Source organism: Streptomyces musisoli, assembly GCF_016741855.1.
GTDB lineage: Bacteria > Actinomycetota > Actinomycetes > Streptomycetales > Streptomycetaceae > Streptomyces > Streptomyces musisoli.
The window spans coordinates 535,391-554,464 of the sequence record NZ_JAERRH010000004.1 but is presented as its reverse complement, the minus strand read 5'-3'; the positions used below and the strand labels follow the sequence as shown (position 1 = coordinate 554,464).

Annotated in this window: 19 protein-coding genes and 1 pseudogene; 2 read left to right on the top strand and 18 right to left on the bottom strand. The window is 70.9% G+C overall.

Annotation, left to right across the window (positions count from 1 at the left end):
* Window positions 1–74: 74 nt before the first annotated feature.
* The 4 genes and pseudogenes from phoH2 to JK361_RS15110 form a co-directional block, all read right to left on the bottom strand.
* Window positions 75–1,400: an RNA 5'-3' helicase PhoH2 gene (phoH2, locus tag JK361_RS15125; protein WP_184968181.1), complete on the bottom strand. Its 1,326-nt coding sequence runs from the start codon at window positions 1,398–1,400 to the stop codon at window positions 75–77.
* Window positions 1,401–1,749: 349 nt separating this feature from the next.
* Window positions 1,750–2,523, bottom strand: a complete 774-nt coding sequence (locus JK361_RS15120) for an isoprenyl transferase (RefSeq protein WP_201817470.1) — start codon at window positions 2,521–2,523, stop codon at window positions 1,750–1,752.
* A 765-nt stretch (window positions 2,524–3,288) separates the two neighbouring features.
* Window positions 3,289–3,625, bottom strand: a pseudogene (locus tag JK361_RS15115) (hypothetical protein).
* Between the two features lie 124 nt (window positions 3,626–3,749).
* Window positions 3,750–4,622, bottom strand: coding sequence for an LLM class flavin-dependent oxidoreductase (locus JK361_RS15110; RefSeq protein WP_201817469.1), 873 nt, complete (start codon window positions 4,620–4,622; stop codon window positions 3,750–3,752).
* 81 nt (window positions 4,623–4,703) lie between these two features.
* Here JK361_RS15110 and JK361_RS15105 point away from each other — a divergent pair, with 81 nt between their 5' ends.
* Complete coding sequence (locus tag JK361_RS15105) at window positions 4,704–5,078, top strand: DUF192 domain-containing protein (RefSeq protein ID WP_201817468.1); 375 nt, start codon at window positions 4,704–4,706, stop codon at window positions 5,076–5,078.
* Between the two features lie 63 nt (window positions 5,079–5,141).
* Here JK361_RS15105 and JK361_RS15100 read toward each other — a convergent pair whose 3' ends face one another.
* The 14 genes from JK361_RS15100 to JK361_RS15035 all read right to left on the bottom strand — a co-directional run bounded on the left by JK361_RS15100 (window position 5,142) and on the right by JK361_RS15035 (window position 16,630).
* A complete protein-coding gene (locus tag JK361_RS15100; RefSeq protein ID WP_201817467.1) occupies window positions 5,142–5,765 on the bottom strand; it encodes an OmpA family protein in 624 nt (207 codons plus the stop codon).
* A gap of 7 nt (window positions 5,766–5,772) precedes the next feature.
* The gene (locus JK361_RS15095) at window positions 5,773–6,354 is read right to left on the bottom strand and encodes a hypothetical protein (protein ID WP_201817671.1); all 582 of its coding nucleotides are present in this window, start codon (window positions 6,352–6,354) and stop codon (window positions 5,773–5,775) included.
* A 34-nt stretch (window positions 6,355–6,388) separates the two neighbouring features.
* Window positions 6,389–7,015: a pilus assembly protein TadG-related protein gene (locus tag JK361_RS15090; RefSeq protein ID WP_201817669.1), complete on the bottom strand. Its 627-nt coding sequence runs from the start codon at window positions 7,013–7,015 to the stop codon at window positions 6,389–6,391.
* 5 nt (window positions 7,016–7,020) lie between these two features.
* A complete protein-coding gene (locus JK361_RS15085) occupies window positions 7,021–7,251 on the bottom strand; it encodes a hypothetical protein (protein WP_201817466.1) in 231 nt (76 codons plus the stop codon).
* A 125-nt stretch (window positions 7,252–7,376) separates the two neighbouring features.
* Window positions 7,377–8,141: a response regulator gene (locus JK361_RS15080; protein WP_201817464.1), complete on the bottom strand. Its 765-nt coding sequence runs from the start codon at window positions 8,139–8,141 to the stop codon at window positions 7,377–7,379.
* Window positions 8,142–8,152: 11 nt separating this feature from the next.
* Window positions 8,153–9,610 (bottom strand): sensor histidine kinase, encoded by a 1,458-nt coding sequence (locus JK361_RS15075; protein ID WP_372448714.1) that lies wholly within the window; start codon window positions 9,608–9,610, stop codon window positions 8,153–8,155.
* Window positions 9,611–9,783: 173 nt separating this feature from the next.
* Window positions 9,784–10,671, bottom strand: a complete 888-nt coding sequence (locus JK361_RS15070) for a DUF5936 domain-containing protein (RefSeq protein WP_201817462.1) — start codon at window positions 10,669–10,671, stop codon at window positions 9,784–9,786.
* Window positions 10,672–10,684: 13 nt separating this feature from the next.
* Window positions 10,685–11,629 carry a type II secretion system F family protein gene (locus JK361_RS15065; protein WP_201817459.1) on the bottom strand — a complete coding sequence of 315 codons (945 nt, stop codon included), beginning with the start codon at window positions 11,627–11,629 and terminating at the stop codon, window positions 10,685–10,687.
* 7 nt (window positions 11,630–11,636) lie between these two features.
* Complete coding sequence (locus JK361_RS15060; RefSeq protein WP_201817450.1) at window positions 11,637–12,974, bottom strand: TadA family conjugal transfer-associated ATPase; 1,338 nt, start codon at window positions 12,972–12,974, stop codon at window positions 11,637–11,639.
* A gap of 18 nt (window positions 12,975–12,992) precedes the next feature.
* Window positions 12,993–13,337: a TadE/TadG family type IV pilus assembly protein gene (locus JK361_RS15055; RefSeq protein ID WP_201817447.1), complete on the bottom strand. Its 345-nt coding sequence runs from the start codon at window positions 13,335–13,337 to the stop codon at window positions 12,993–12,995.
* Window position 13,338: 1 nt separating this feature from the next.
* Complete coding sequence (locus JK361_RS15050) at window positions 13,339–13,728, bottom strand: TadE family protein (protein WP_201817433.1); 390 nt, start codon at window positions 13,726–13,728, stop codon at window positions 13,339–13,341.
* 7 nt (window positions 13,729–13,735) lie between these two features.
* A complete protein-coding gene (locus JK361_RS15045) occupies window positions 13,736–14,974 on the bottom strand; it encodes a CpaE/TadZ family protein (RefSeq protein WP_201817430.1) in 1,239 nt (412 codons plus the stop codon).
* A gap of 9 nt (window positions 14,975–14,983) precedes the next feature.
* On the bottom strand, window positions 14,984–15,688 hold the full coding sequence (gene cpaB, locus JK361_RS15040) for a Flp pilus assembly protein CpaB (RefSeq protein ID WP_201817426.1): 705 nt from the start codon (window positions 15,686–15,688) through the stop codon (window positions 14,984–14,986).
* A 78-nt stretch (window positions 15,689–15,766) separates the two neighbouring features.
* Window positions 15,767–16,630 carry a hypothetical protein gene (locus JK361_RS15035; protein WP_372448710.1) on the bottom strand — a complete coding sequence of 288 codons (864 nt, stop codon included), beginning with the start codon at window positions 16,628–16,630 and terminating at the stop codon, window positions 15,767–15,769.
* Between the two features lie 303 nt (window positions 16,631–16,933).
* Between JK361_RS15035 and JK361_RS15030 the strand changes: the two genes are divergently transcribed.
* Complete coding sequence (locus JK361_RS15030; protein ID WP_201817423.1) at window positions 16,934–18,652, top strand: chitinase; 1,719 nt, start codon at window positions 16,934–16,936, stop codon at window positions 18,650–18,652.
* Window positions 18,653–19,074 lie beyond the last annotated feature (422 nt).

Below are 19,074 nucleotides of genomic sequence, written 5' to 3'. Positions count from 1 at the left end.
CCCCACACGCGAAGGCGCCGCCCGGCTAGGCTCTTGGCCTTTGCCGGACGGCGCCAACGGCCGTCGCTTCAGCGTCAGATGTGGCCGTCCTCCAGCATTTCGGTCACAAGCGCCGCAATCTGGGACCTCTCCGACCGAGTCAGCGTGACATGGGCGAAGAGGGGATGCCCCTTGAGCTTCTCCACAACGGCGACGACTCCGTCATAACGGCCTACGCGCAGATTGTCCCTCTGTGCCACGTCATGGGTGAGAACCACCCGGGAATTGGCGCCGATCCGGGACAGAACGGTCAGCAGGACGTTCCGTTCCAGGGACTGGGCCTCGTCGACGATCACGAAGGCGTCGTGCAGCGAGCGTCCGCGGATGTGGGTGAGCGGAAGCACCTCCAGCATCCCGCGCGCGGTGACCTCCTCGATGACCTCGCGGCTGGTGACCGCCGAGAGGGTGTCGAAGACCGCCTGCGCCCACGGGCTCATCTTCTCCGCCTCGCTGCCCGGCAGATAGCCCAGTTCCTGCCCGCCGACCGCGTACAGCGGCCGGAAGACCATCACCTTCTGGTGCTGGCGGCGCTCCAGGACCGCCTCCAGGCCCGCGCACAGCGCCAGCGCCGACTTGCCGGTGCCGGCCCGGCCGCCCATCGAGACGATGCCGACGTCCGGATCGAGCAGCAGATCGAGCGCGATGCGCTGTTCGGCGCTGCGTCCCTTGATGCCGAACGCCTCCCGGTCGCCGCGGACCAGGCGGACATTGCCCTCGGCGGTGACCCGGCCGAGCGCCTTGCCGCGCTCGGACTGGATGGTCAGCCCGGTGTGCACGGGGAGGTCGGAGGCCTCCGGGACGTACACATGGCCTTCCTCGAAGAGGATGTCCACCTGCTCGCCCGAGAGGGTGAGTTCGGACATCCCGGTCCAGCCGGAGTTCTCCGTGATGGCGAGTTCGGCCCGGTACTCCTCGGCGAGGAGGCCGACCGAGGACGCCTTGATCCTGAGCGGCAGGTCCTTCGACACGACGGTGACGTCGAACCCCTCGGCCTGAAGGTTGCGGGCCACCGCGAGGATGCGGGAGTCGTTGTCCCCCAGGCGGTAGCCGGTGGGCAGCACGCTGGGGTCCGAGTGGTTGAGCTCGACCCGGACCGTCCCGCCGAGTTCCCCGATCGGGATGGGGGCGTCGAGGCGACCGTTCTTCACCCGGTAGTCGTCCAGCAGGCGCAGGGCCTGGCGGGCGAAGTAGCCGAGTTCGGGATGGTGCCGCTTGGCCTCCAGCTCCGTGACCACGACGATGGGGAGCACGACCTCGTGCTCGTCGAAGCGGGTCAGGGCGTTCGGGTCGGCCAGCAGGACGCTGGTGTCGAGAACATACGTGCGCCGATCTGGCTTGTGGCGCTTTGTGCTGGTCACCACGGAAGGACGTACCCCCTCGGATGAGGTCGGGGAGCGACGAAGTGATGCTGGACCGGTGTCAGGCCCCCGCGTGCGGCGAGCCGTGAACCGGGCCGCCGCGGCTGCTTCCGTGCCGTCACCGCACGGTCGGGCTGGTGCAAAGGGCCTCCCGGGCGGACGGCCCCGTGCCGCCCGCTGAGATCCGACGCCCGTGGTTCGGGTGTCAACCTGATTGGCTTATGCCCTCGAACATGCACCGCCATGCAAATGCGGCCAACAGCGCGCTGGTGAACTCCTCGTTACATCGCCCCGAAGCGGGGTAAACGACACCGCCCCGTCACCGGGCGGCGACGGGGCGGTGCGGGGCGTTTCAGCCGCCGTAGCGGCGGTGACGTGCGGCGTAGTCGCGCAGGGCGCGCAGGAAGTCGACCTTTCGGAAGGCCGGCCAGAAGACCTCGCAGAAGTAGTACTCGGAGTGGGCGGTCTGCCAGAGCATGAATCCGGACAACCGCTGCTCGCCGCTGGTGCGGATCACCAGGTCCGGGTCGGGCTGGGCGCCGGTGTAGAGGTGACGTCCGATCATCTCGACGTCGACGGACTCGGCCAGGTCCTCCATCGAGACGCCCTTGTCCTGCGCGTCGTGCAGCATGGAGCGCACGGCGTCGGCGATCTCCTGCCGGCCGCCGTAGCCGATGGCGACGTTGACGAGTATCCCGTCGATGTGGGCGGTGGCCTCCTCGGCCTCCTTCAGCGCCGTCTGCATCTGCGAGGGCAGCAGGTCCGGCGTGCCGACGTGGTGCACGCGCCAGCGGCCGTCGGCGGCGAGGGTGCGGACGACGTCCTCGATGATGCCGAGCAGGGGGACGAGCTCGTCCTGCGGTCGTTCGAAGTTGTCCGTGGACAACAGCCACAGGGTGACGACCTCGACGTCGGTCTCGGTGCACCAGCCGAGGAACTCCTCGATCTTCTCTGCACCGGCCCGGTGACCGTGGACGGCGCTGGAGCCGGAGGCCTTCGCCCAGCGGCGGTTGCCGTCCATGATGACGCCGATGTGCTTGGGCACCTGAGCGTGGTCCAGGTGGCCTTCCACCCGGCGTGCGTAGAGCCTGACGAGCAGGCCGCGCAGCTTGTCGCGCAGGTTCACGTGACCCTCCGGGGGTTGGGCGCGGGGTATGGGTGCCGGAGCCGTCGAGCCTACCGCTGTCGGAGGCCTGGTTCCGGCCCGGGGCTTGGGGCCGGGGTTCGTACCGTCCGCCGTGGGGCGGGGCCGTGGGGGCCGATCACACCCTCGCGGGGAGCCGTGTGCCGGGCGCGGCCCGGTGCCCGTGAAGGGGACGCCGGCTCCCGCCCGGGCGGTTCCCGGCCCGCCCATGAAAAACGGGCCGGTCCGTGGGGGGGGAGACGGACCGGCCCGAGGGGGGGTTTCCACCATAACCCTTCGTGAGGGATCGTGGGTGCATCGGCGTGCCACAACTACTCTCCGGAATCACCCGGCGACGCCCCGGTGGCTACGGAATGCGGGATTCAGGGGTGTTTCCTGGCCGGTTCACAACCGAATCCCAGGGAAAGACCGTCGTATACGAGTGCATTCGCAGGCATTAGGCCGCCTTGGGGGTACATCGGCGTGTTGCCCCGGGTCCCTCCGACGGGCTACCCGGGCGGCGAACGGTGACTTGACCGTTCCGCTACGGCGCCGGGCGGCGGTCATCCGGCTTCACGGCACCGCGCAGCCCCCTCCGCTGCGCGGTGCCGGCCGCGTAGCTTTGCTGACGCGAATTACCTTGGTCTGAACCTACGTGACGGGTGAGGCGCGTGTGAACAGCGGTGAATAACAATGTGGAAACCCTGGGCGAACTCTCGGCGAAACCGAGACCGCTTCACCCGGTTTTCCCCTGGTCCGCCGGTTTCGTCAGCGGTCCGGCTTGCGCACGTCGAAGAGGTGCCGGGCGCTGTGCGCGACGAACGGGCCCTCCTTCTCGATCCGCTGGTGCAGCGCCCGGAGTTGGGGTTCGTACGCCTCGGCCGTGAAGCCCCGGGACATCCAGACGACCTTGCGCAGGAAGTGGACGACGGCGGCGATGTCGCACGGCCTCGGTCCCGGCCAGCCGCTCCCCCGCCGACCGGGCGTACCCCCAGGACGGCCGCGCCTCGGTGGCCCGTCCCTCGAGCCAGGAGAAGTCCCACCCCTCGGTGGGCACGGCGACGCCCTCGGCCACGAGGTCCTCGAAGGACCGGTGCGCGGTCACACCGCCATGATCGCAGGGGCCGGAGGCCGGGTCCTGCCGGTTTTCCACCCGCGGGGCGACGACAGCGCGGCGGGCCGGCCCCTTCAGGCCCCGGGCCGTCGGGGGCCGCCCCGCGACGTGTCCTTCACGGCACCAGGGGCCGGACCTCCTCCGCGGCGAAGCGCACGAAGCCCTCAGGATCGGGCTCGTCCGCCGTCGGCTGGAGTACGACGGTGTCGGCGCCGGCCTCGGCCAGCCGCCGCACCGCCTCGGCCACCGCCCCCGCGTCCCCCGCGACGCCCACGTCCGGCACCGACTCCAGCCCCTCGGCGGCGAGTTCCGCGCGCAGCCGGGCCTCGGCGCCGGGCCCCGTGGCGGCCAGCAGGTAGACGACGATCCGGTGCCGGCCGTCGCGTCCTGCCGCCCGGCGCCCCTCCTCGACGAGTTTCCGGGCCCGCCGTACCCCGTCCGCCGACGTGGCGGCGGTGAGCAGGGTGCCGTCGGCCTTCTCGCCGGAGAGCCGGAGGGTACGGGGTCCGGTGCCGCCCGCGAAAACGTCGACCGGCTGCCGCGGGGGCCAGTCGAGGGCGACGTCGTCCAGCCGGACGTACCGTCCGCGCACGCTGAGCCGCTCCCCGCGCAGCAGGGCGCGCAGGGCGTCGAGGTGCTCGCCGAGGAGGCCGAGCGGTGAGGCGGCCCGGGCACCGACCTGCCCCATCCAGTCCTGCACCCCGTGCCCCACGGTCAGGACGGCCCGGCCCGGGAACATGCGCTCCAGCGAGGCCGCCTCCATCGCGGTGACGGCCACGTTCCGCAGCGGCACGGGCAGCAGCCCGATACCGACCCGGACCCGCTCGGTCCAGGCGAGCGCGGCGGCGGCCGTGGAGACCCCGCCCTCCAGGAAGCAGTCCTCCCACAGCCACAGTTCTTCGAGGCCCACGTCGTCCGCGAGGCGGGCGACGGCCCGAAGCCGCTCGGGAGGAAGCTGGGGACGGAATACGACACCGAGTCCTGTCATGGGCCCTTCCTAGTGGGGAGGGCGGGAAACGACAATGCATTTGATGACCAGGCGAGTCGGCGGCGGAGGGGCGGACGGGGCATGGGGCGCTGGCGGGACGGACGGGGTCGGCTGATCGTCCGGGCGGTCTCCGGGGAGGTGCTCGCCCCTCCCGTCCCCCTCGAGATCTCGGCGTCCTATCGGGCACGGACGAAGGGGCTCCTGGGCCGGGACTCGGTCGACGGGGCGATGCTGCTGTCACCGGCGAGCGGGGTGCACACGTTCAGGATGCGGATGCCGATCGACGTGGCCTACCTGGACCGGCGGCTGACGGTCATCGCCGTCCGCACGATGCCCCCGGGCCGCCTCGGCCTGCCCCGCCTGCGAGCCCGGCACGTGCTGGAGGCGGAGGCGGGGGCGATGACGGGGTGGGGGCTGCGGCCGGGAGTACGCGTGCAGGTGGAGCCGACACCCTGAGGCGGGGCGGTCCGGGGCCCTGCACGGCCGGGCCGGCACCTCCGCTTCGCTCTTCGGGTGCCGTCAGTCCTGGGTGCGGGGGAACGACACCTCGACGCGTCGGTTCTTCCTCCGGCCCTCCTCGCTGGAGTTGTCGGCGATCGGGTACTGCTCGCCGTAGCCGCGGACGTCGAAGGTGATGGACGGGGAGTTCAGGTCCTGGTCGAGTACGGCCTGTACGGCGTTGGCGCGCTGCCGGGAGAGGGTGTCGCCGTGGGTGGAGGAGCCGAGGTCGTCGGTGAAGCCGAAGACGCGGACCCGGGTCGCGTTCTGTTTCCTGATCTCCTCGGCGATGGTGCTGATGCGGGCCTTCGCCGCTCCGCTGATCTCGGCGCTGTCCTTGCCGAACAGCACCTCGGCCTGGAGGGCGAAGGTCACGTCGGCGTTGGTGTCCTCACGCCGTTCGTCCCCGCTCTGATCCTCGACGACCGACTTGATGTCCAGCACCTTGGCCTCGGCGAGCGTGGCCCCTTCCGGGAGCTTGAGATCGGGGTCGGTGGGGTCGACCTTGACGGGGGCGGCGGCGGTGGGTTCGGTGCCGGGGGGTTCGCTGGGTCCGGTGTCGTCGGCGACCGCCGTGCCGGCGGGAAGCTGCACACCGAGCAGAAGAAGAAAGCCGACAAGAACAAGCCGGGGCGTGGTGGTCACTTGGGCCTCACCCGGAGATCTTGATCGTGGCACTGGCGAAGGTGGGCAGCTGGAAGCTGACTTCCGTCGTGCCGGCCGGCGGTGCCGGGAACTGCATGAAAACCGGAACGGTGTCCCCCGCCCTGACGGACTGGATGCCGATCGTGGTCAGGGGGCGTCCATCGGTGTCCCGCAGTACGTAGTAGCGCTTACGCGCCTTCGAGTCCACGAGGGTGGCTCCGCCGAAGGACTGCCCGTTCTTCATGATCTCTGTCTCGTTGCCGGTCAGCTGGGAGGAGAGAACGGCATCCTTACTGCCGTCATTCTTGAGCTGCGCGTTGATGGTGACGAATCCACCGGAATCACGCTGGGCCGACATGACCTTCAGCGTGAGTCCGTCAGGGCCACGCATTTCGGCCAGCGGTTGCGCCGACTGCCCCTCCTGAGGGCTGGCCTGAGAACCACCACGCTCGGAAGGGGAGGCGGAGGCGTCCGGCTTCTTGTCACCAGTGTCTCCACTGCCGCAACCGGCCACGCCGACCGCCAAGCCGACAGCAATGGTCATGGCGACCATTCCCCTGCGAGCTTTCGCAGTGAACCGCATGCTCATCGCGTTGCTTCCCTTTTCGCTCGTCGTCCGCTTGTCAGTCGGCGGCCAGGTGGACATCGAAGAGATCCTCTGGTCCTGGCAGGCCCTCTGGGTCATCCGGATCCGGCTCCCAGACCGTGCCGTCGCAGTTGAGCTCGGGCAGTGGGACGTCCTCGGCGTCGTCTGCAGAGCCAGCGTCCTCTCCGGAGCCGGCGTCCTCTCCGGAGCCGCCAAGCTTGCAGATCGGTTCGACAACGGCAGTGGCAGAGCTGGTCGACCGAATGCCCTCGACCCCCGGGACGACGGATTTCCCGACCCGCTTGTTCGTCGTGACCTCAACCGTGACCTTCATCGGCTGCGTGTCGTCACAACCGTCAACGGTGCCCTCGTTCTGGTCAGCGAGCTGGTAGGCCCGCCAACAGGCCGGACGGACCTCTACGTTCCCCTCGAAGACGTCCTGCCACTTGGTCGGGTCCTTGAGAATCGCCAACCACTGCCCCGTCAGGTCGTTCCGACGGTTCTGTGCCGCTGCCAGAGCTGCCGCATCAGCCGCCGTCTGCGCGTCACTCCTGTTCACTGCTGCCTGGCCGACCGCGAGATAGGCGAACGCAAGAAAAAGCAGGCCCGCCACCACCGTGATGTAGATGGGGAAGGCCTGCCCAGAGTCGCCCCGTGGGCGCAGGACGGTCAGGTGATCTCCGTGATCTTCGCCTTGATCTTGTCGAGGATCGTCTTGCCGATGTCCGTGCCCGTGATCGCGAGAACGATCGCGACCACCACCGCGATAATGCCCAGGTACTCGACCGCGGTCTGCCCCCGGTCGCCACCACGTCGGCGCATCGCCTCGACCGTCGTGTTCCTCCAGCCGTTCACGCAAACCTTCGTCGCCACAGCCGTCTTCAGCAACAGATCGCTCACGGTGCTCCCCTCCGGGCTCGCTGCCAACCGACGAACCGTAGAGCGCCTCTCCGCACCATCTGAAGGGCCCAAGGGCCCAACTTCGGGCCCAATTTCGTGTGGTGTTGGCTGGGCGTGGGGTCATGTCACGCCACCCCCAGCCACTTGGCCGTCGCCTGGGACCTCGTCGTGGTCTGGAGCTTGGCGAAGATCCGGTTGATGTGGTTCTTGACCGTCTTCTCACTGATGAAGCAGGCGGCAGCGATCTGCTGGTTGCTCATGCCGGACGCGATGAAGTCCATGATCTCCGCCTCCCTCGTACTCAGCCGGAACCGCGACCGGAACGACTGTCCCACAGACGGTTGCAGTTGCGAAAGCGTTGACGGGGGTGAATCCGCCATCAATTCGGGGGTGTTGGAAAGCTCGTGTGCAGGTGCACCTTCACGCAACGATGTCAGTAACGCCCTCGCCGCCCCAGGTGTCACATGCGGCCGCCCCTCCCGTACGTCCCGCACCGCCCGCACCAACTGCTCCGTCGTGAACTCGCCGTGCACCAGATAACCCCCCGCCCCCAGCCGCAGCGCCTCCCGCACGGTCTCCGTCTCGTGGCTGTAGGTGAGCATCATGACGGGGGCCAGCCGCACCAGGTGGGGCAACGCGGAGATTCCGTCCACCCCGGGCATGCGGACGTCGAGGAGGATGACGTCGGGCCGGTGCCGGAGCGCCGCCTCGTACGCCTCGCGGCCGTCACTCGCCTCCGCCACCACCGTGGTGTCGGTGCGGCCCGAGAGCAGGGCCGTCAGACCGGCGCGGACCACGGGATTGTCGTCGGCGACCAGCAGCCGCAACGGCGGGGGAGCCGACGCCGGCGGCGGGAAGTCCGGCCGGGGGGCGATGTGCGATGGCCTCATGGTGCCTCCTCTCAGGCTTTCGGGGATTCGGGGGCGGAGGGGGTGGGGGTGGGGATGGGAGTGGGGGTGGGGATGGGAGTGGGGGCAGGGGTGCGGGCGGAGGTCGAATGGGGAACGTCCGAGGGCGCGCCCAGAGGAACGTCCACGGGCGCGTGCACAGGAACGTCCGCGGCCGTGTTCAGAGGAGCGTCCACGGACGCGTGCAGGGGCACGTCCAGGCGTACCTCCGTGCCGCGTTCGTGGACACCCCTGCCGACTCGGATGCGGGCGCCCGCCTGCGCGGCCCGTTCGACCATGCCGAGCAGGCCGAAGTGGCCGGACCCGCGGAGGCCTTCGAGGGTGGTGCCGGGCGGCAGCCCGACGCCGTCGTCGTGGATCGTGAGGCTGAGCAGCCGGTCCTCGACCGCCGCCCGTACGTCCACCCGGGTCGCGGACGCGTGACGGTGGGCGTTCTCCAGCGCCTCCGCGGCGATGGAGAGGACGTGCCGCGCCACGGAGGCCGGCAGGGACGGCAGCGCGGCGGAGCCGGCCGGCTGCCGGTGGCAGGTGACCCGAAGGCCCGTACGCGTGGTGAAGTCGTCGATCCGCTCGGACAGTTCGTCCCAGAAGGGCGTACGGTCCGTCGCGGTGGGCTGGTCCCGTCGCAGGTCCGTCAGCAGTTCCCGGGACTCCGCCGCCGCTCTGCGCGCCGAGCGGGACACCAGTTCCGCCTGCTGCCGTATGCGGGCGGGATCCGGGGCGTCGGCCGAGGCGGTCGCCGCCAGGCCGTCCGCCGCCAGGGCCACCCCGTACAGCGTCTTGGCCACGGAGTCGTGCATCTCGCGGGCCAGCCGGGCGCGTTCGGCGCTCACCGCCTCCGCCGCCGCGAGCCGGGCCTGCACCGTCGTGAGGGCCTGCGTCGCGGCACCGAAGCGGAGCATCAGGTTGCGCAGGGTCGACCCCATGGCGCCGGCGATGACACACAGGCCGGGCAGGAGCAGGGCCTCGGCGACGGGCGCGTGCCGGTCGGCGTTCAGGGTGGCGTGGACCAGCAGCAGGATCAGGGACTGGAGGGAGGCGAAGCAGGCGGCTCCGCGCCAGCTGTAGACCAGACCGGCCAGGAGCGGGGTGCAGACGCTGACGTAGGCGAGGGTGGTGTCCGGGCCCGCCGAGATCAGCAGGAAGGAGCCGAAGAGGGTGTCGGCGGCCAGCAGGCTGGGGTGGCGCAGCAGGAGGGGGCCGAAGCGTTCCCAGTCGCGGAACAGGACGTAGGACACCATGAAGGTGACGACCACGGCCGCGCCGACCAGGCGGGCGCCCAGCCCGGGGGCCGCGTTGAGCAGGGCGGCGGGGGCCGACACGACGATCATCGCCAGACGGAAGCCGAAGACCTGGCGGCACATCGCCTGGAGGGCCCGGATCTGGAGCTTCTCGGAGGGCTCGGCCGAGGACACCGTCTGGCGTACGAACCACCCGCCCGCCCGCCGCAGCCACGCACCGGAACGCCCCGCCCCCTCCGGCCTCCCCCGCCCCTCCGGCCTTCCGTGCCCCTCCGGCCTTCCGTGCCCCTCCGGCCTCCCCCGCCCCCTCCGCCACGCGGTGAGACGCGTTGCCGCGCTCTGCCGTCCGCGTCCCGTCAGTCCCGTCACCGTCACGCCCGTCCTCACTCCCCCGTGAGCGAGCCGAAGTCCACCCCGGAGCCGAGCAGGAGGCCCGCGCCCAGCAGGAGCATCGTCGCCGGGACCATGAACGTGGTGATCATCAGCGTGGCCTTGGGCACGGCGCGCGCGGCCTTGCGGCGGGCGTTCTGGGCGTCGGTGCGGCGCATGTCCTTGGCCAGGGAGACGAGGGTGTCCACGATCGGGGCGCCCAGTTCCTCCCCCTGCTGGAGTGCCGTCACGAACATCGCCACCTGTTCCGAGTCGTTCCTCCGCCGCAGCTCCGCGAAGGCCTGGCGGCGGCTCACGCCGAGGTCCATCTGGCGCAGGGTGATGCGGAGTTCGTCGGCCCACGGGCCCTCGTAGTGGGAGGCGACCCGGTCCAGGGCCTGGCGGAAGCCGAGCCCCGCGCTGACCACCACCGCCAGCACGTCCAGGAAGTCCGGCAGCGTGCGCTCGATGACGTCCTTGCGGACCCGGATCGCCGACCAGATGCCGACCTCCGTCCAGAACGCCCCGAAGGCGAGCAGGAGCAGGGCCACGAACCACTGTCCGCGGAGCAGGAAGACGAGGAAGCCGACGCCGCCGAGGGCTCCGTAGACCGCGCGGCGGGCCGCGTAGCGGTCGATGGTCAGGCCGCCGGGATTGCCCGCGAGGTCGATCTTCCGGCGGTACCTGGCCACCAGGCGCGGGCCCATCAGGCGCAGCACGGCCGGTGCGTAGCGCATGCCCATGCGGTCGACGACCGAGCCGACCGCGCCGGTGCGGGTGGCGCCGACCTCCAGGGCGACCGCGAGATCGCCGGGAAGCCTGGCGTCCGCGCGGTACATGCGGATGCCGGCGAAGACCCCCCAGACACCGAGGCCCATCAGCAGGGCGAGCAGGAATGCCACCGGGTCACCTCCCTCACACGTCGATCCGGCTCAGGCGGCGGATGAGGACGAAACCGACGGCGTACAGCGCGAACGCGATGATCACCGCGCCCTGGCCGACGGGTGAGCCGGTCATGCGGTCCAGCGCGCCGTCCTTCACGCCGTTCATCAGGAACAGCGCGCCGACACCGAGGGCGGGGACGGCGTACGACGTCATGGTCACCTGGGAGAGCTGGGTGCGGATCTCGCGCCGGGTCTCCTTGCGTTCCTCCAGGGTCTCGGTCAGGTTGCGCAGTGCCGACACCACCTGTCCGCCCGCCCGGTTCGACAGGACCAGCGTCGTGACGAGGACGACGAGTTCACGGGAGGGAAGCCGGTCGGCCAGCTCGCCGAGCGCGTCCTCCAGCGAGTGGCCGACGGCCAGCTGGTCGGCGACCTTGCCCAGTTCCTCGCCGGCCGGGGCCTCCAGCTCCTCCGCCGCCATGCCGATCGCGGTGCGCAGGGCGAGTCCGGCCTGGGTGGCGTTGGCGAGGATGCGGGCCAGTTCGGGGAGCTGGTTGATGAAGCGTTCGATGCGCTTCTGCCGCTGCCAGTTGAGGAACTGCACCGCCGCCCCGATACCGAGGAGCCCGGCGAGCGGGCCGAAGAAGGGGGCCAGGGCCGCCTGGCCGATCAGCCAGAGCGCGGCCACCGCCGCCAGCATGTAGGTGAAGAACTCGCCCGGGGTGACGTCCAGGCCGGTCGCGGCGAGGCGCAGTTCCAGCCGGCGGCCGAGGCGGGTACGGCGCAGTCGCCGGTCCAGGCCGCGGAAACGGCGCCGGCGGCCGGTCGCCGGCGGTGGGCCGGTGTGCGCGAGGCGGTCCACGAGGGCGGCGCGCCGGGCCCGGCCGGAGGCGTAGCCGTGCACGCCGGCCACCGCCAGGACGCAGGCCAGCAGTGTGACACCGGTGGTGAGCTGGACGAGGGTGTGGAGTTGCATGGATGGCCTACCTGGCTTCTCGGGTGGCGAGCTGGTCGGCGGTGCGGGCGACGCCGAACGCCTGCGGGACGGGCTGGCTCGCCAGGTAGAGGCGGTCGGCGGCACGGCCGGGCAACGGGAAGTACCGGAAGGCGCCATGGACGCGGCCGTCGGCGGTCATGGGCCGGGCGTCGAACCGGGCGACGGTGGCCAGCCGGTACGGCTCCCCGCCGTGGCTGTCGAGCAGCGCGATCTCGGTGATCCGGCGGGCGCCGTCGGCGAACCGGGTGAGCTGGACGAGGACGTCGACGGCGCTGTTGATCTGGTCGTGCAGGGCGACGAACGGCACCTCGACGTCGGACATGGAGGCCAGGGTCTGGAGCCGGGTGAGGGCGTCCTCGGCGCTGTTGGCGTGCACGGTCGCCAGCGATCCGTCGTGGCCCGTGGACATCGCCTGGAGCATGTCCAGGGACTCGCCGCCGCGGACCTCGCCGACGACGATCCGGTCGGGGCGCATACGCAGGGAGTTGCGGACCAGGTCCCGGATGGTGACCTGGCCCTTGCCCTCCACGTTCGGCGGGCGCGACTCCAGGCGGACCACATGGGTCTGCTGGAGCTGGAGTTCGGCCGAGTCCTCGATGGTGATGATGCGTTCGTGCGACGGGATGAGCCCGGACAGGGCGTTCAGCAGCGTCGTCTTCCCGGTGCCGGTCGCTCCCGACACGATGATGTTGAACTTCGCCTGCACCAGGCCCGCCAGCAGGTACACCATGTGCTCGTCGAGCGAGCCGAAGCCGATCAGCTCCTGGAGGGTGAAGGAGCGCGGGAAGCGGCGGATGGTGAGGATCGGGCCGGTCAGGGACAGCGGCGGGATGATGACGTTGACCCGCTCGCCGGAGGGCAGCCGAGCGTCCACCATCGGATTGGACTCGTCGACCCGGCGGTTGACCGTCGACACGATCCGCTCGATGGTCTGCATCAGCTGGTCGGCGGAGGCGAAGCGGAGCGGCAGCTGTTCGACCCGGCCGCCGCGCTCCACGAAGATCGCGTCGGGGCCGTTCACCATGATCTCGGTGATGGACGCGTCCTCCAGGAGGGGTTCGAGGATGCCGAGGCCGAGCGCCTCGTCCACGACCCGGCGGATCAGCTGCGAGCGCTCCACGGTCGACAGCACCGGGCCCTCGCGGCTGATGATGTGCCCGAGGACCCGCTCCAGCCGCGCCCGGCGCTCGGCGGCGGCCAGCGAACTCATCTCCGCGAGGTCGATCTCCTCCAGCAGCTTGGCGCGGTAGGAGGCGACCAGATGCCCGTCCTCGCCCCGGCTGCCGTGCTCCTCCGGAGTGCTGATGCGTGCCCGCAGGCTCATGGGGTCGCTTCTCCTCGGTCAGTGGTCGCGGGGCATGGTGGCGCGCTTGGTGGCGTCACCGAAGCTCCAGAGGATCTTGGGGATGGTGACGTGGGCGGTCACGGTGACCGAGTCGCCGTCGCCTCCGGTGGCCCCGCACTCCACGTGCAGCCCGCCACTGACCGCCTGCGCACACGCCTCCTGTGCGCTCTGCCCCAGCGACGCGGCCCGTGCGCCCGCCCTGGCCGCCGTACCGGCCTGCTCGGCCGCATAGGCGACGGCTCCGATCTGGAAGCCGGCCAGCCCGACGATCAGCAGGACGGGGACGAACCCCAGGTATTCGATGGCGACCTGGCCCCGGTCGCGTCCGCGGCGGTACGGCATCTCAGTGCTTCACCTCCTCGACGGCACCCGCGTGGCCGTGCACGGTGACGGGGAAGTCGATGAAGCCGGGGAAGAGGACGGGCACCTTGACGGCCACGTCGGCCGTGACATATCCCGACGGACTGCAATGCACCGTCGCATCCCCCCTCCACGCCCCCGACAGGTGCTTCAGCCCCGCCTCCGCGCACGCGGCCTGACGCGCACCGCCCCTCGGCGCCGCCGTGCCCGCCCGCACCCCCTCGTCCGCAGCATTCCCCGCGAGCGTGTAGGCGTACCCCACCAGCACGGCCTGCCACATCAGCACCAGCGTCAGGATGATGAGCGGTGTCATGCCGAGGAACTCGACCGTCACCTGTCCCCGGTCTCCGCGGTCTTCACCCGGGCGTTTCATGGAGCGCTCACTCCTTCCGCCGCCGGAAACCCACCCCGCCCCTGCCGCCGCCCCGGTGGGAGCCGCCCTCGTCCGCGGCCCGCACCAGACCCAGCTCCCCCGCGAGCCCCCACAGGGCCTGCTTCACCGTGCTCCTGGCGTCCAGCTCATGGACTCTCCCCGCGTCCACGACCGCCTGAAGCTCCTTGAAGTTGGCGGGTACGGCCGTGCGTGCCAGGGCCGTACCCGTGATGCGCTGGACGAGCGCGGGCTGGATCTCCGTGCTCCGCGTGTGCCGGTTGACGACCACCGTCGTCTCCTCGGCCTTGCGGATCTGGAGCCGGTCCCACATCCGTACGGTCCGTTTGGCGGCGCGTACGGCGATGACGTCCGGTGTGGTGACGAGCAGGGCCGTGTCCGCCATCTCCACCGCCGCGGCACCCGCACCGCTCAGCTGGGCGCCGCAGTCGACGACGACGACCTCGTAGCGGGAGCGCAGGGCGCTGACGAGCTGGCGGGCGGCACGGTCGGTGACCTCCTCGCCGCGTTCGCCCTCGCCGGGCGCGAGGAGCAGGGCGAGGCCGGTGTCGTGGCGGAAGACGGCGTCGGCGAGGACGCGGGGCGAGATGTCGGTGATGGCGGCCAGGTCGGCCACCGACCGGCGGAACTGGATGTCCAGGTAGGAGGCGATGTCGCCGGTCTGGAGGTCCAGGTCGACCAGCGCGGTGGGGCGGCCCGACGCCTGGGCGGCGAGGGCCAGCTGGATGGCGGTCAGGGTCGCGCCGACGCCTCCCTTGGCGCCGCTGACCGTGACGACGGTGCCGCCGACCCCGGCGAACACCTCGGCCCCGTGCCCGAGGTGCCGTCGCACCCCCGTGGACCACTGGGCGACGGCCTGGACGCGGCTGGCGAGTTCCTCGTACGACAGCGGGAGCGCGACGAGGCCGCGGGCGCCGGAGTCCATGGCGGCGGCGAACAGGCCGGGGCTCGCGTCGGTGGTGACGAGGATGACGCCGACCGCCGGGAAGCGCAGGGCGACCTCGCGGATCAGCTCCAGGGCCGGGACGGGGCCGATGCGTTCGTGGACGACGACCACTTCGGGCAGTTCGCCGACGGACTCGGCGGCGAGCCGGGCGAGGGTGTCGACCAGCTGGGTGGAGTCGGTCACCGGGGGCTGTGGCTCGGCGTCGGGGAGCTGGCTGAGCAGGGTGGTGAGGGAGCGGACGGCGTCCGGGTCCGCGCCGGCCGGGAGGATCCTGGTGGGCATGGCCGCCTCTCACTTGTCCGTCGCGAGTTCGTAGGTGCGGTCCTTGTCGGGGACGCTGGTCTCGCTGCCGGGCGCCACGAGCGCGAGCCGGACGCGCTGGGCGAAGGACTCGGCGTAGGTGATGCGCTGGGCGTCGATGGTGGACAGCGCGAAGGTGATGGGGACGGCCTCGGTGGACTGCTGCTTCCTGTCGCTGTCGGGGTCGAGGGCGGTGATCTGGCCGACGTCGAGGACCCGCGCGTTGGTGACGATGATCTTCGACTGGTCGGGGTCGCCCTCCTTCTTCCCCTCGAAGGTGGCGTAGACGTTGACGCGCGAGCCGGGGGTGATCTTGCCCGCGACGCCCGTCGCCGCGTCGATCATGATGGCGACCTCCTGCTGGCCGGGCTGGAGGGCGGGCTGGTCCACGACCATGTCGGTCTGGAGCAGGGAGCCGGCGCGCAGCGTGGTCACGGCGATCTTGCCGCGGATCTGCCGGAGGTCGGTGACGGCGTTGCCGGACAGCCACCGCTCGGGCATCTCGATCTTCTCGAACTGGCCCGTGTTCAGCGTGGTGTACGGCTTCACCTCGGACCTGACCCGGTAGGCGGTGACCTCGGGCCCGACCTTGGACTGCACGTCGTCGACGACGGAGAGCACGCCGGCGAACGCGCCCAGAGCACACAGGGCCGACAGGATCAGGAGTATCACGCCGCGGCGCTGACGGGAGTTCATGAACCGTGCAACCTCGTTGGGGGAATCGGTCGTGCGGGATGTGAGGGTCGGGGGCCGGGCGGGTCGCGTCCGGGCCGGTCAGGCGGGGGTGCGTTGCTCCAGGGCGCGGGGTGCGGCGGGTTCGTGGGCGGGCGGCGGAGTGGCGGAGCAGAAGACGCAGCGGTCGCCGATGACGTCGATGCCGCACCAGTGGCAGCTGGTCTGCCGTACGGAGGTGACCAGTTGGTAGAGGACGGAGAGGTCGGCGAGGTAGCCGCAGAACTCGACCATGCGGCCGGTGCCCCACCACGCCGGGGACTCGGCGGGCAGCGGGGTCTCGCGCAGCCCGTGGACGCCCCACCGGGTACCCAGGCCGGCAGCCCAGTCGCTCTGCAACTGCCCCTTGGCGACCAGCATCCAGGTGCTGAACTCGGGCCCCTTGAGGGTGGCTTCGGGCGTGATCTTGACGAGCTGGGGCTCGGGGTGCGCGAGGACGGCGAACTGGCTGCCCGGGACCCAGGACCTGGCGTGCGCCTTCAGCCCGACCGGGACCCGGTCCAGCCGGGCGACGGAGCCGAGGACGGCACCGGCGTGGATGTAGTGGGTGAGCAGCCGTCCGGCGGAGGCGAGCACGCCCGGGCTCAGGTCGCAGGAGGCGAGCTGGCGCAGTTGCCGGGCCAGGACGGCGATGCCGAGCGGCGGCAGGTCGGGCCGGAACAGGGCTATGCGGTCGCTCTCCAGCAGGGAGCGCAGGGTGTACAGCCGCCGCACGACCGGTTCCGGAGTGGCCTGTGAGCACACGACGACCACGTGCCCGTACTGCTCGGTCAGGGCGTGGAGGTCGGTGAGGGCCTGGTCGAGCGGCTTGTGGTCGAGGCCGGTAAGCACGACGGCGGGCATGGTCCGTTCGTCCTGCGCCGGCAGCGCCATGTCGGCGCTGGTCACGGCGATGGCAGTTGGCACGCGCAGCTCCCCGCTCTTCACACCCGCCGGCCCACCGGTGTAACTCCAATGCGCCAGGACGACTTCATTGCGTTACTACCTGAGCACTGTATCCACGGCCGTATGACCGGAGAACAGCGTTTGTGAAGCCGGTGTGGAACTCTCCCGGAGCAAGTCCCGCCAAACCCGGACAGGTTGAGCCGCTGAGCGGAAACGGTTTTGGTCTGGACCTCTTGACACCCGGATTGGTCTGGACCAACTTGTAGGGCGAGCGGTGGCCACCGTGCTCCCCCCTCCCCCGCCAACTCCCCACCGGAGGCTTCAGTGGACCGCGCACCAGGCATACCCAGACCCCGCAGACGGCGGCTCGCGACGTGGTCCGCCGCCACCGCCCTGGCCCTCTCGGTCACGGGCCTCGCCGCAGCCGCACCCGCCTCCGCGGCGGACGTCAACAACGTCAAGAACGCGGGCTTCGAGTCCGGTCTGGGCAACTGGACCTGTACGGCCGGCAGCGGCACGACGGTCTCCTCCCCGGCGCACGGGGGCACCGCCGCCCTGAAGGCGACCCCGGCCGGCCAGGACAACGCCAAGTGCTCCCAGACGGTGGCGGTCAAGCCCAACTCCACGTACAGCCTGGGCGCCTGGGTGCAGGGCGGCTACACGTACCTGGGCGTGACGGGCACGGGCACGACGGACGTCTCGACGTGGACCCCCGACGCACCGGCCTGGAAGCAGCTGTCGACGACCTTCACCACGGGCGCGTCGACGACGTCGGTCACGGTCTACACCCACGGCTGGTACGGCCAGGCGGCCTACTACGCCGACGACGTCTCGGTCTACGGCCCCGACGGCGGAGGCGGCGGCGACCCGGCCCCCACCGTCCCGTCCGCACCGGCCGGCCTCTCGGTCTCCGGCACGACCTCCTCCTCGGTCTCCCTGTCCTGGTCGGCGGCGTCGGGCGCGACGGGCTACAACGTCTACCGCAACGGCACCAAGGTCACGGCGGTGACCGGCACCTCGGCGACGGTGACCGGCCTGTCGGCGTCGACGTCGTACAGCTTCCACGTCACGGCGACCAACGCGGCGGGCGAGTCGGCGAAGTCGGCGACGGTGACGGGCACGACGTCCTCCGGCACGGGCGGCGGCGGGGGCGGGACGCTTCCCAAGCACGCGGTGACCGGCTACTGGCAGAACTTCAACAACGGCGCGACGGTCCAGAAGATCTCCGACGTCCCCTCCGCCTACGACATCATCGCGGTGGCCTTCGCGGACGCGACGTCGACTCCCGGAGCCGTGTCCTTCAGCCTGGACTCGTCCGGCCTCGGCGGCTACACGGTCGACCAGTTCAAGGCGGACATCAGGGCGAAGCAGGCGGCCGGCAAGAAGGTCATCATCTCGATCGGCGGTGAGAAGGGCACGGTGTCGGTCAACGACGCGGCATCGGCGGCGAACTTCGCCAACTCGGTCTACGGGCTGATGCAGACGTACGGCTTCGACGGCGTCGACATCGACCTGGAGAACGGCCTGAACGCCACGTACATGACCCAGGCGCTCCGGTCCCTGTCCGCGAAGGCGGGCTCGTCCCTGGTCATCACGATGGCACCGCAGACGATCGACATGCAGTCCACGTCGGGGTCCTACTTCCAGACGGCCCTGAACGTGAAGGACATCCTCACGGTCGTCAACATGCAGTACTACAACAGCGGTTCCATGCTGGGCTGCGACGGCAAGGTCTACAGCCAGGGCACGGTCGACTTCCTCACGGCCCTCGCCTGCATCCAGCTGGAGGGCGGCCTGTCCCCGTCCCAGGTGGGCCTCGGCCTGCCGGCGTCCACGCGAGCGGCGGGCGGCGGCTACGTCTCCCCCACGGTGGTGAACAACGCCCTGGACTGCCTCACGGCGGGCACCGACTGCGGCTCCTTCAAGCCGTCGAAGACCTACCCCGACCTGCGGGGCGCGATGACCTGGTCCACCAACTGGGACGCGACGTCGGGCAACGCCTGGTCGACCCCGGTCGGCGCCCACGTACACGCCCTCCCCTGACCTGAACCCACCCCCCCACCCCGGCGCCCGGCCCCCCACGGCCCGGGCGCCGCCACGTACCGAAGCCCTCACGACTGACTGGGTTGGCAGATCTGTTCCACACCTCGCCACGCCCCCAACCGTCCCACCTGCGTGTTCACCCCCCGCCCCTGGCACACATCTGCCAATCACCGCCGCTCGCCGCCCCCGCTCGGGCACCGGTTATTCGCGATCATCTGTGTGTCGGCCCGCGTAAAAGGATCTTTCCGTCCAAAGTCACAGATTTATCCGCGAATCGTAACTGCGGTCGTGCTTCCTCGATCCTTTGTGTTCGGGGGCGCAAGGTGTGGGCGTGCGGCCGACCGGTCGCCGCTCGTACACCGCGCCCCGTCACCCGCGCCCTGTCACGCGGTCCGCGGGGTGTGCACAACCCTGGCGAAGGG